This window comes from Streptomyces sp. BK239, from assembly GCF_004217285.1.
GTDB lineage: Bacteria > Actinomycetota > Actinomycetes > Streptomycetales > Streptomycetaceae > Streptomyces.
This window is the reverse complement of sequence record NZ_SHKS01000004.1, coordinates 557232-568934: the sequence shown is the minus strand read 5'-3', so window position 1 is coordinate 568934 and position 11703 is coordinate 557232. Positions and strand designations below refer to the sequence as shown.

Below are 11703 nucleotides of genomic sequence, written 5' to 3'. Positions count from 1 at the left end.
GTGACGGACGGAATCGACGCGTGTCGAATCTGTGACATGACCGCGTCGGACAGGCGGTGGCGCGACCGGTGCCCGCCCGTGCGAGGATGGGACGCCCGCGTCCCGCCGACCGGCAGAACGCCCACGTCGGCGCAGGTGCGCGAGGCGTGTCGGACGGAGTGGATCGGCTTGAGTCGAGAGGACCGGAGCGTACGTGAGTGAGAATCAGAACCTCCTCGCGGAGCAGCGCCGCACACTGATCCTGGACGAGGTCCGGCGCCGGGGCGGCGTCCGCGTCAACGAACTGACCCGCAAGCTCGGCGTGTCGGACATGACGGTACGCCGTGACCTCGACGCGCTGGCCCGGCAGGGCATGCTGGAGAAGGTGCACGGCGGGGCGGTGCCGGTCGTGGAGGCGAGCACGCACGAGCCGGGTTTCGAGGCCAAGTCGGGGCTGGAGCTCACCGCCAAGGAGGACATCGCGCGGGCGGCCGCGGAGCTGGTCGCGCCGGGCAGCGCGATCGCCCTGTCGGGCGGCACCACGACGTACGCGCTGGCGCACCGCCTGGTCGACGTGCCCGACCTGACGGTGGTCACCAACTCGGTGCGGGTGGCCGACGTGTTCCACGTGGCGCAGCGCACCTCGGGCCCCCGGCAGGGCGCCGCCACGGTGGTGCTGACGGGCGGGGTGCGCACGCCCTCCGACTCCCTGGTGGGCCCGGTGGCCGACCAGGCGATCGCGGCGCTCCACTTCGACGTGCTGTTCCTCGGCGTGCACGGGATATCCGCGGAGGCCGGCCTGTCGACGCCGAACCTGGCGGAGGCCGAGACCAACCGGCGGTTGGTGCAGTCGGCGCGCCGGGTCGTGGTGGTGGCCGATCACACCAAGTGGGGCGTGGTGGGCCTGAGTTCGTTCGCGTCGTTGGATCAGGTCGACACGCTGGTGACGGACGCGGGACTGCCGGGCGCGGCCCGCGCGGAGGTGTCCGAGCACCTGCGGCGGCTGGTGGTGGCGGGCGAGGCCGACGAGGACGCAGACATCTGACCCGGCACTGGCTAGGGTGACGCACCCGTTCGTCGTGCTGGGAGGTGGTGTGCGTGGCTCACCGGTTGCGGCCCGAAGGTCTGGGATTCCTGACGGCGGCGCCCGTGCGGCTGGTCTTCGCACGGGAGGTCGCCGCTCCCCCCGAGCGGGTCTTCCGCGCGCTCGCCGAGGACGTGCCCGGCTGGGCCGCCTGGTTCCCGGCGGTGGCGTCCGCGAGGCCGCTGGACGGCGGCGCGGGGCGCGATGTACGGCTCCGGGGCGGGACGCGTTTCCGGGAGACCGTGCTGGCGGCGACCGAGCCCGAGGTGTACGCCTACCGGGTCGACGTCACCAACGCGCCGGGGGCCCGGGCGCTGGTCGAGGAGTGGCGGCTCGCGCCGGCGGGTGCGGGCACGCGCGTGTGCTGGACGTTCGCGGCGGACGGCACGGCGGCCTTCCGGGGCGTGCTGCGGCTGGCCCGGCCGGGAATGGGACGGACGTTCCGGGACGCGGTGACGCGACTGGACCGGCGGCTCACGGAGCTGCCGTAGCCGGGCGGCGAAGGGCGGACGAGGACGGCTCAGGGCCCGGTGCGGCGAGGTGTCGGCACGGGGCGTGCGGTGAGGGGCGGCCTCATTCCGGCCACACGCCCGTCGCCAGCAGCGTGTCGATCGCCTCGGTGTACGGGGTGATGTCCAGGCCCTGGTCGGCGAGCCAGGCGTCGGAGTAGTACTTGTCGAGGTAGCGGTCGCCGGGGTCGCACAGCAGGGTGACCACGCTGCCCTGCCGCCCCTCGGCCACCATCTCGGCGACGATCTTCAGCGCGCTCCACAGCCCGGTGCCGGTGGAGCCGCCCGCCTTGCGCCCGATGCCCCGCTCCAGGGCGCGCACAGCGGCGACGCTGGCCGCGTCGGGCACCTTCATCATCCGGTCGACAGCGCCGGGCACGAAGCTCGGCTCCATCCTGGGCCGGCCGATGCCCTCGATCCGGGAGCCGCAGTCGCAGGTGACGTCCGGATCGCCGGTGGTCCAGCCCTCGAAGAAGCAGGAGTTCTCCGGGTCGGCGACGCACACGCGCGTGTCGTGCTGCATGTAGTGGACGTAGCGCGCGATGGTCGCCGAGGTGCCGCCGGTGCCGGCCGTGGCGACGATCCACGCCGGCTCCGGGAACCGCTCCAACTCCAGCTGCCGGAAGATGGATTCGGCGATGTTGTTGTTGCCGCGCCAGTCCGTGGCCCGTTCGGCGTAGGTGAACTGGTCCATGTAGTGGCCGCCGGTGTCCTCAGCGAGGCGGGCCGACTCCTCGTACATGGTGCGCGGGTCGTCGACGAAGTGGCAGCGGCCGCCGTGGAACTCGATCAGGCGGATCTTCTCGGCGCTCGTCGTGCGGGGCATGACGGCGATGAAGGGGACGCCGATCAGCTTGGCGAAGTACGCCTCGGACACCGCCGTCGAGCCGCTGGACGCCTCGATCACCGGGCGGTCCGGCCGGATCCAGCCATTGCACAGGCCGTACAGGAACAGGGAGCGGGCCAGGCGGTGTTTGAGGCTGCCGGTGGGGTGGGTCGACTCGTCCTTGAGGTACAGGTCGATGCCCCAGTGCTCGGGCAGCGGAAAGCGCAGGAGGTGGGTGTCGGCCGAGCGGTTGGCGTCGGCCTGCACCTTGCGGACGGCTTCTTTCAGCCAGGTGCGGTAGAAGGCGTCACTGCGGTCGACGTCGAGGGTGGCGCCGGTCCTGGTCTGCTGGCGGGTGGTCACGGAGGGCTCCTTCGTACGTCGCGTCGGCAGGCGGCAGACGCTTGCCGACACCTCGATCATAAACATCTGTCACACCACTTCCCACCTGCATAAACGCATCTTTGGGGGGCTCAAAGGCGGCCCTGGGTGCGCGCGGCGCGCGGGTGGGGGCGCATTCGTGCGAGTGCTCCGGGCGTCCGGCGTCCGCGTGTCGCGCGCACTGGTGCTCGCCGCCGTGCGGGGGCAGACTGCACGGCGGCGGGACAGAGTCCCGGACGGGGGCGCACACTGGACCACGACACGAGCCGGTTCCCGGCCCACGGGGGGGAGCGCGGGCCGGCTCACCCACGCGCAAGGGGGCGGGATGGCGGAGCCGGAGTTCACGGCGACGGGCGTGCGGATCGGGAAGCGGCTGCGCTCGCTCACCCGGGCCGGTCAGGTCCGGATCAGCGACGGCAGGCTGGAGCTGCTGACCAGCTACGGCAGCGAGATCGACAGCGCGCCGGTGCAGGCGGTCCGCGCCTCCCGGCCGTGGTTCGCGCCGGATGACCGGGCACTGGCCGACCTCAACGGCAACCGGTACCTGTTGACGCTGGGTGAGCACGACCCGGCGCCGGGCGAGCCGGGGCCGCCCGCGGCGCGCCGGTTCATCGAGGCCGTGCGCAAGGCGGCGGGACGCGGGGACTGAGCCGGCCGAGCAGGATGACGGGACGGCGAGTTGCGGTCCTCGATCCCCTGCGTCACGCTGTTCTCACGTCACTCTGGGTTTACCGGCGATAACGCTGCGAACCAGCCCGCCGGCCACGACAGCAGGCGGCCGCCTCGCGCAGACGCACTGCTCCGATCGATCCGAACTCCGTGTTCTTCCGGACCTCATGTCGGGGAGTCGCAGCCGTGATCAGTAACCCAAGCAGGCACTGCACGGTGGAGCTTCAAGCCCTGCCGTCGCGGATCGGCCAGGTCCGCAGAATCGTATCGGCACAGTTGCGCTACTGGCATCTGGACCCGTTGATAGACCGGGCCTCGCTCGGTGTGACGGAGTTGCTGACCAACGTCCACCTGCACGCGCAGCCCGACAAGACGTGCACGGTGGAGATGGAGCTGCTGCTCGACCGGCTCACCGTCTCCGTCCACGACCGCGACCCCCGGCTCCCGGTGCTGGAGGCCGCCGACGCGTTCGCCACCTGCGGGCGCGGGCTGGCGATGGTGGCGGCGGTCAGCGAGAGCTGGGGCGCTACGCCGGACGGCGAGTCCGGCAAGGTCGTCTGGTTCACGCTGCCCGCCCCGCTGCCGGTGCCCGAGCGGCTGGCGCGGCCCACCCGGCGACTGGCCGCGGACCGGCTGTTCCCCGAGGTGGTGGGGGTCGACGACCGCAGGCCGGCGCACGCTCCGGCGCGATCTGCGGCGGTCGGCTGAACACCGCGCGCCCCGCCGACTGAGGGGGCCCGGGGTGCGCACGGGCGCCTTCGGGTGAGCGCGCGGGAGCCCGCTCTGCGTCTCGCCCGGGGGTCGGCTCGGCGTCTCCGGGGGTCGGCTCAGCGTCTCGTCCGCGGGTCGGCTCGGCCGGCGATGGGCGTGCCCTTGTGGGACCTGCGCGCCTACCTCTGGTTCGTCTTCCTGTCGTCTCCGGGAGCCCGCTCGGCGTTTCTCGTCGAAGCCGGAGCAGCACGCCGCGGCCATCTCCTCGTCCGCGTGGCCCTGTGCTGCGGTCCGCTCCAGCCGGGCGGCGCTCGCGGCCGCCACGTCGAGCCGGACGCCGTTGCCGCGGCCGGTCTGAACGATCAGCCGGACGTCCTTGGCGGCAGTGGCCACGCCGGACCGGGCGGGCGTGTCATGACGTCACCTTCCCGCCGCCGCACCGGTGTTTCCGGTTCCTCCCGCGAGTGCCCTCAGCGGGTCGTCCAGCACGGGCTGCCAGGCCAGTTCCGCCGCGCCGACCAGACTGTTGTGGTCGAGCGAACAGCCGAGGATGGGCACTCCGTCGTTGCGGCCCCACAGCCCGCGGTCGGCGACGACCGCGTGGAGGCGTTCGGAGTCGGCGTCCAGGAGCGTGCGGTGCAGCCCGCCCAGGATGATGCGGTCGGGGTTGAGGATGTTGACCAGCCCGGCGAGGCCCAGGCCGAGCCGGTCGACCAGCGTCTCGACGGCGGTGCGCACGGTGGGGTCGGCGTACTCCTCGCGGATGAGTTCGTTGGCCTGCTGGAGCAGGGACCCCTCGGGTCCGGGATCGCGGCCTGCGGCCGTCAGCAGGGCCAGCGGGTCCGCTTCCACGTCCAGGCAGCCGCGGCTGCCGCAGTGGCAGGGGCGGCCCTCGGGGTTGACGGTGAGGTGACCCACTTCGAGGGCCAGGCCCGAACTGCCCGTGTGCAGACGGCCGTCGAGCACCAGCGCCCCGCCGACGCCACGGTGGCCGGTGGCCACGCACAGCAGGTCACGCGCGCCGCGCCCGGCGCCGTGCCGGTGTTCGGCGAGAGCGGCGAGGTTGACGTCGTTCGCAGCGAACGCCGGCCCGCTCACGCCGGCGGCCCGGACCCGTTCGGCGAACACCTCCCGCACCGGCGCGCCCGCCGGCCAGGCGAGGTGGAGGGGGTTCAGCGCCAGGCCCTCGGGTTCGGTGACCGCCGACGGCACGGCCAGCCCGGCGCCCACACAGTGCCGGCCCGTCCGCCGCAGCAGGTCGGCGCCGGCGTCCACGGCGGCGCCCAGCACCTTGGCCGGGTCGGCGTCGACGGCCTCGCAGCTGGGGGTCGTCGCGACGATACGGCCGCCCAGGCCGACCAGCGCCGCGCGGAAGCCGTCGGCGTGCACCTGCGCCGCGAGGACCACCGGGCCCTCGTCGGCAAGGGCGAGCCGGTGCGAGGGGCGGCCCTGTGAGCCGGCGGCGGCGCCGGGGCGGGCGTCGACCCGGATCAGGCCGAGCGCCTCCAGCTCCGCGGCGACCGCGCCGGCAGTGGCGCGGGTGACGCCGAGCTCGGCGGTGAGCACCGCGCGGGTCGGCGCCCGCCCGGTGTGCACGAGCTCCAGCGCGGGTCCGAGGGCACCGCGCCCCCGGTCCAGCCGCGCCCTCGACGTGGTCCCTTCCCCCGCATGCCGGGGGTCCGCGTTGCCGGTCATGACGGCGATCCTCCCATGATCCGCTCCGTCAGCCGCCGTCCGGGAAGCCGCTGACCCGCAGGGTCACGTTCAGCCGCCCGTCCAGCCCCAGAGCGGCGGGGCCCGTCCCCGGGTACACCCTCGGCACGCCGTGGTACGCGAGCCGGGACTCCCCTCCGAAGACGAACAGGTCGCCGCTGCGCAGCTCGACGTCGGTGTAGGGACGGGTCCGCGTCCTGGTGTTGCCGAAGCGGAACACGCAGGTGTCGCCGAGACTGAGGGACACCACGGGCGCGTGCGAGGTCTCGTCGGCGTCGCGGTGCATGCCCATCCGGGCGTCGCCGGTGTAGAAGTTGATCAGCGCGATGTCGTACTCCTCCGTCCCGGCCGGTTCCGGCCCCAGCGCGTCGGTCAGCGCGCGCCGGCCCAGCTCGCCGAGCCAGGCCGGGAAGGGCTTCACCGGGGCGCCGTCGCCGTCGACGACCGTGCGCGCGTAGGCGTACGGGTACCAGTGCCAGCCCAGGCAGACCTGGCGGGCGGTCATGGCGCCGCCGCCGGGTGTGCGCACCGTGCGCAGTCCGGCGGGCGGACGCGCCCACTCCCGGCAGGCGTCGAGCAGCTCGCGCTGGCCGGCGGGGCCGAGCCAGTCGGGCACGTGCACCGCGCCCGGCGCGATCAGCGCCCGCTCCCGGGGAAACAGCTCCGCGTCCATTCCCCCATCCTCCCCCACCGGCCCTGACCTGCGGCTCGCGCACGGTCCGGACGGGCTTGGCGCAAGGATCCCTTAGCCTTGACGCACGATGGACGACCGTATGACGACTCCCTGGGGCGAGCTCACGCTGGCCCGCCACCCCGAGGACCCGCGCGACCGGCTGCGTGCCTGGGACGCCGCCGACGCGTATCTGCTCCGGCATCTCGCCGAGCAGGACGTGCCGGCGGACGGGACGGTCGTCGTGCTCGGCGACCGCTGGGGCGCGCTCGTCACGGCGCTCGCGGCGCCCGGGCCCACGGGGGCCGCCGGAGCGCCGGCCCAGGCACCGCGGGCGACACAGATCACCGACTCGTGGCTGGGGCAGGAGGCCACCCGGGCGAATCTCGCCCGCAACGGAGTCGCACCCGGCACGGTCCGGCTGCTCACCACGCAGGATCCGGTGCCCGCCCGCGTCGACGTGCTGCTGGTGCGGGTGCCCAAGAGTCTCGCGCTCCTTGAGGACCAACTGCTGCGCCTCGCGCCCTCGGTGCACGCGGGGACGGTCGTCGTCGGCGCCGGCATGGTGAAGGAGATCCACACCTCCACGCTCCAGTTGTTCGAGCGGATCCTCGGCCCCACCCGGACCTCGCTCGCCCGGCAGAAGGCCCGGCTGATCTTCTGCTCCCCCGACGCCTCGCCGGAGCGACAGCTCCCGTCCAACCCCTGGCCGTACCACTACGACCTGCCCGACGGCATCGGCGCGCTCTCCGGGCGTCCGGTGGTCAACCACGCGGGCGTGTTCTGCGCCGACCGGCTCGACATCGGCACCCGGTTCTTCCTGCGCCATCTGCCCCGTACGCGGGGCGAGCGGCGGGTCGTCGACCTGGGCTGCGGCAACGGCATCGTGGGCACGGCGGTCGCGCTGGCCGACCCGCGCGCCGAAGTGCTGTTCACGGACGAGTCGTTCCAGGCCGTGGCCTCGGCGGAGGCGACGTACAAGGCCAACGGGGCGCCCGGGCGGGCCGAGTTCAGGGTCGGGGACGGGCTGGCGGGGGTCGCGGACGGCAGCGTGGACCTCGTGCTGAACAACCCGCCGTTCCACTCCCACCAGGCCACGACCGACGCGACGGCGTGGCGGATGTTCGCCGGGGCGCGGCGCGCGCTGCGGCCGGGCGGCGAGCTGTGGGTGGTGGGCAACCGTCACCTGGGCTATCACGTCAAGCTGCGGCGACTGTTCGGCAACAGTGAACTGGTGGCGGGCGACCCGAAGTTCGTGGTGCTGAAGGCCGTCAAGCGAGGTTGAGCCGGGGTGCCCGGCAGACCCGAGGGACTGCGCACTCGGCCTGTCGAGGCGGCCGGCTGTCTCCTTCGCCGGGCGATCCCTGTGTGGCGGTCGCCCACCGCGCCGCGCGGGACCTGTCGAGGTCTGCGACCTGTTCACGGACCGGCCGAGCCGCACGGTCCAGGCACGGTGGCGGCTGACGCGGAGGAACGACGCCCGGCCGTTCGGATCCGCCGGGGAGGACCGGCACCCGAGTGGGGCGGATGCCGATCCGTTCAGGGGCCGCGGGGGCGGCGCCCACGGGCGGTTCGCCGTCCATGAGGCGTGCTCCCCGAGCCGCCGGCCGCCGGACGGGAGTCCACGGTCGGGCGTCCGAGGGGGCGGGCCGTGCGATGTGCGGGGCGTCAACTGTCCTCGCTGTCAGTTCGTTTCGCCAGACCGGCGCAGTGAGGAATCGACGGACGGCCGGGGTGCGTACGCTCCGCACCCCGGCCGTCGGTCGCTCTGGCTTGCCTTCGTCTCCTACTTCTTGCGCGCCACCCCGCAGTAAGCGTCGACGGCGACGGCCGAGTTGGCCGGATCGCCCGCGTCCGGACGCCACTCGGGAACTCGGACGACGCCCGGTTCGACCAGGTCGAGTCCTTCGAAGAACCCGGCGATCTCCTCGACGCCGCGCACGTGGTACGGCACCGCGCCGCTGGCGTTGTAGGCGTCGGACGCGGCGATCATGCCCTCGCTGGTCGCGGTGCTGTCGCTGATGACCAGGTAGCTGCCCGACGGCAGGCCGGCCATGAGCCGGCGCACGAGATCGCGGGCCTGCTCGTGGTCGGCGACATGGCCGAGGGTGTTGAGGATCATCAGGGCGACCGGCCTGCTGAGGTCGAGGGTGCCGCGGGCGGCCTCGATGACCTTCTCGGGCTCGTGGAGGTCGGCGTCGAGATAGGCCGTGCGGCCCTCGGGGGTGCTGGTGAGCAGAGCGTTCGCGTGGGCCAGGACGATGGGGTCGTTGTCGACGTAGACGATGCGGGCGTCCGGGGCGGCCCGCTGGGCGACCTCGTGGGTGTTGTCGGCGGTCGGCAGTCCGGTGCCGACGTCCAGGAACTGCCGGACGCCCTGATCGACGGCCAGATGACGCACCGCGCGGCCGAGGAAGTGGCGGCTGGTGACGGCCACGTCGACGAGGCCGGGGAAGATCTCCTTGATGTGGTCGCCGATCTCCCGGTCGACCTCGTAGTTGTCCTTGCCGCCCACGAAGTAGTTCCAGAACCGGGCCGAGTGGGGCTTGGAGGTGTCGATCCGGGCGAGGGCGCCGGCGGTGGTCTGGGGGGCGGGTTCCGGCACGGCGAGGCCTCCTGCGCGCTCAGGGTGGTGATCGGAAACCCCAACCTAAGTCAACTCGCCGTGGGGAAAGGCACGTCAGAGCGCCCGAGGGCAGCGCACCGCGCCGTTTCGGCCATCCTGCGTCACCGGAGGGGACGGGCCGTCAGTCCGACAACATTCGCGTCAGCACGGCACGTTGCACCGGCAGCACCTCGTCGTGCAGTGCGCGCCCCTTGCCGGTGAGAGCCACCCGGACGCCCCTGCGGTCCTCGGCGCACATCCCGCGCTCGACGAGGCCGTCCTTCTCCAGCCGGGCGATCAGCCGCGACAGCGCACTCTGACTGAGGTGGACCCGGTCGGCGATCTCCTGGACACGGAAGGCGCAGGCTCCGCCCGGGTCGGTCGCGGCGCTCGCGGCGAGGACGTCGAGCACCTCGAAGTCACTGCCGCACAGGCCGTGTCGGTGCAGAGCCCTGTCCAACTCGCACTGGGTGCGGGCGTGCAGCGACAGGATGTCCCGCCACTCTTCCACGAGCGCCTGCTCGGCCTTCTTCCCCGCCATGGCCCGCACCGTAGCAGAGAAGGCGTTTGATTGCATCAGAATTAAATGCATTTGCATTCGATGCAGACGCATGTAGTGTCTGCGGCATGTCCTCTCCGCTCTCCTTCCCCGCACCCCGCCTACCGGAGGTCCGCTGGACGCCGCGCCTGTGGGGAACCCTGCTGGTGCTCTGCGCCGCGATGTTCCTCGACGCGCTGGACGTGTCGATGGTCGGTGTCGCCCTGCCGTCCATCGGCGCCGACCTCGGGCTGTCCACCTCGACGCTGCAATGGATCGTCAGCGGCTACATCCTGGGCTACGGCGGTCTGCTCCTCCTCGGCGGCCGCACGGCCGATCTGCTGGGCCGCCGTCAGGTCTTCCTGGTCGCCCTCGGCGTCTTCGCGCTCGCCTCACTGCTCGGCGGACTGGTGGACTCCGGCCCGCTGCTGATCGCGAGCCGGTTCATCAAGGGGCTCAGCGCCGCCTTCACCGCCCCCGCCGGCCTGTCGATCATCACCACGACGTTCCCGGAGGGCCCGCTGCGCAACCGCGCGCTCTCCATCTACACCACCTGCGCCGCCACCGGCTTCTCCATGGGCCTGGTCCTCTCCGGCCTGCTCACCGAGGCCAGTTGGCGCCTCACCATGCTGCTGCCCGCGCCGATCGCCCTGATCGCGCTGGTCGCCGGCCTGAAACTGCTGCCGCGCAGCGCTCGCGAGCGGGGTCACGACGGCTACGACGTCCCCGGCGCCGTCCTCGGCACCGCGTCGATGCTCCTGTTGGTGTTCACCGTGGTCCAGGCGCCGGAGGCCGGGTGGGCGTCCGCCCGCACCCTGCTGTCCTTCCTCGCCGTCGCCGTGCTGCTGAGCGTCTTCGTCCTCGTCGAGCGACGCTCGCCCAGCCCGCTGATCCGGCTCGGCGTGCTGCGTTCGGGCAGCCAGGTGCGCGCCCAGCTCGGCGCCATGACGTTCTTCGGCTCCTACGTCGGTTTCCAGTTCCTGGCCACCCTCTACATGCAGACGCTGCTGGACTGGTCGGCGCTGCACACGGCGCTCGCGTTCCTGCCGGCGGGCGCACTGGTCGCGCTCTCCTCGACGAAGGTCGGCTCGGTCGTGGACCGTTTCGGCACCCCGCGGCTGATCACGGCCGGGTTCGCGCTCATGGTCGTCGGCTACGCGCTGTTCCTGCGCGTCGACCTGGACCCGGTCTACGCGGCCGTGATCCTGCCGAGCATGCTGCTCATCGGCGCGGCCTGCGCCCTGGTCTTCCCCTCGCTCAACATCCAGGCCACCAACGGCGTCGCGGACCGCGAGCAGGGCATGGTCTCCGGCCTGCTGAACACCTCGGTGCAGGTGGGTGGGGCGATCTTCCTCGCCGTGGTGACGGCGGTGGTCACCGCCGGCGCCCCGGCCGATCCCACCCCGCAGGCCGTGCTGGACAGTTACCGCCCCGGTCTGACGGTGGTCACCGCCATCGCCGCCCTGGGTCTCCTGATCAGCCTGACCGGCCTGCGCACCCGCCGCCCCGGTCCGACGGTGCCGGTCGCACGGTCCGCGAGCGATGTCGTCGTCGAGTCCACGGTGCGGGGGCCGGAAGCGGAGCGGGTGCCGGTCCACGACTAGGAAGACGCCTCCAGCGTGTGCCCGGCGGGGCGGTTGCTCCGCCGGGCACACGCCTGTGAGACTTGCGGGATGAGCGAGTACGGGGGACGACGCCGGCAGGCGCGGCGGGACGCGGTCACCGTCGAGATCGGGTACGCGCTGTTCAGCGCGGCGTTCGCGGCAGCAGTGATCTTCGGTGCGGTCGCCGGTCCGGCCCTGCTGTTCCGACTCCCGTCCGGCATCGAGATGTTGCTCTTCCGTACGGGGTACGTGCTCGCGCCTCTGGTGTTCGCGGCGCGGGTGGTGAGCGTGCTCGCCTGCTTCCGCCCCGACACCTCCCGGCCCAGCGGCGCCCACCCCGACGCGTAGCCGCGGCTCGTTCAACAGGGGTCTTCGCGGGTGCCGCGTCAGCGCCGCCCCAACGCTGCGGCAGCC

At 73.0% G+C, this 11703-nt stretch carries 12 protein-coding genes and 1 pseudogene; 7 read left to right on the top strand and 6 right to left on the bottom strand.

The window, feature by feature from the left end; all coding sequences use genetic code 11:
• The first annotated feature begins 193 nt into the window (after positions 1 to 193).
• Positions 194 to 1024 (top strand): DeoR/GlpR family DNA-binding transcription regulator, encoded by an 831-nt coding sequence (locus EV567_RS15990; protein ID WP_130440475.1) that lies wholly within the window; start codon positions 194 to 196, stop codon positions 1022 to 1024.
• Positions 1025 to 1077: 53 nt separating this feature from the next.
• The gene (locus EV567_RS15985; protein WP_130440473.1) at positions 1078 to 1554 is read left to right on the top strand and encodes an SRPBCC family protein; all 477 of its coding nucleotides are present in this window, start codon (positions 1078 to 1080) and stop codon (positions 1552 to 1554) included.
• Positions 1555 to 1636: 82 nt separating this feature from the next.
• Here the strand turns inward: EV567_RS15985 and EV567_RS15980 are convergent, their stop codons facing one another.
• A complete protein-coding gene (locus tag EV567_RS15980) occupies positions 1637 to 2761 on the bottom strand; it encodes a PLP-dependent cysteine synthase family protein (RefSeq protein WP_130440471.1) in 1125 nt (374 codons plus the stop codon).
• 343 nt (positions 2762 to 3104) lie between these two features.
• Here EV567_RS15980 and EV567_RS15975 point away from each other — a divergent pair, with 343 nt between their 5' ends.
• Together EV567_RS15975 and EV567_RS15970 are read left to right on the top strand one after the other, a co-directional pair.
• Positions 3105 to 3428, top strand: a complete 324-nt coding sequence (locus EV567_RS15975; RefSeq protein WP_130440469.1) for a hypothetical protein — start codon at positions 3105 to 3107, stop codon at positions 3426 to 3428.
• 206 nt (positions 3429 to 3634) lie between these two features.
• The gene (locus tag EV567_RS15970; protein WP_130440467.1) at positions 3635 to 4156 is read left to right on the top strand and encodes an ATP-binding protein; all 522 of its coding nucleotides are present in this window, start codon (positions 3635 to 3637) and stop codon (positions 4154 to 4156) included.
• Between the two features lie 228 nt (positions 4157 to 4384).
• Here the strand turns inward: EV567_RS15970 and EV567_RS28200 are convergent.
• The 3 genes and pseudogenes from EV567_RS28200 to EV567_RS15955 form a co-directional block, all read right to left on the bottom strand.
• Positions 4385 to 4570: pseudogene (locus EV567_RS28200) on the bottom strand (NAD(P)-dependent oxidoreductase); the annotation flags it as partial.
• A 9-nt stretch (positions 4571 to 4579) separates the two neighbouring features.
• Positions 4580 to 5854 (bottom strand): ROK family protein, encoded by a 1275-nt coding sequence (locus EV567_RS15960; RefSeq protein ID WP_130440465.1) that lies wholly within the window; start codon positions 5852 to 5854, stop codon positions 4580 to 4582.
• Positions 5855 to 5882: 28 nt separating this feature from the next.
• A complete protein-coding gene (locus tag EV567_RS15955; protein WP_130440463.1) occupies positions 5883 to 6545 on the bottom strand; it encodes an alpha-ketoglutarate-dependent dioxygenase AlkB in 663 nt (220 codons plus the stop codon).
• A gap of 100 nt (positions 6546 to 6645) precedes the next feature.
• On the opposite strand from EV567_RS15955, the gene EV567_RS15950 reads away from it, so the two are divergent.
• Positions 6646 to 7827 (top strand): methyltransferase, encoded by a 1182-nt coding sequence (locus EV567_RS15950; protein ID WP_130440461.1) that lies wholly within the window; start codon positions 6646 to 6648, stop codon positions 7825 to 7827.
• A 501-nt stretch (positions 7828 to 8328) separates the two neighbouring features.
• On the opposite strand, the gene EV567_RS15945 is transcribed toward EV567_RS15950, so the two are convergent.
• Together EV567_RS15945 and EV567_RS15940 are read right to left on the bottom strand one after the other, a co-directional pair.
• A complete protein-coding gene (locus EV567_RS15945; RefSeq protein ID WP_130440459.1) occupies positions 8329 to 9147 on the bottom strand; it encodes an SAM-dependent methyltransferase in 819 nt (272 codons plus the stop codon).
• Between the two features lie 142 nt (positions 9148 to 9289).
• A complete protein-coding gene (locus EV567_RS15940; protein ID WP_130440457.1) occupies positions 9290 to 9688 on the bottom strand; it encodes a MarR family winged helix-turn-helix transcriptional regulator in 399 nt (132 codons plus the stop codon).
• Between the two features lie 86 nt (positions 9689 to 9774).
• On the opposite strand from EV567_RS15940, the gene EV567_RS15935 reads away from it, so the two are divergent.
• Positions 9775 to 11289 (top strand): MFS transporter, encoded by a 1515-nt coding sequence (locus EV567_RS15935; RefSeq protein WP_130440455.1) that lies wholly within the window; start codon positions 9775 to 9777, stop codon positions 11287 to 11289.
• Between the two features lie 69 nt (positions 11290 to 11358).
• On the top strand, positions 11359 to 11637 hold the full coding sequence (locus tag EV567_RS15930; protein ID WP_130440453.1) for a DUF6332 family protein: 279 nt from the start codon (positions 11359 to 11361) through the stop codon (positions 11635 to 11637).
• Positions 11638 to 11703: the final 66 nt, after the last annotated feature.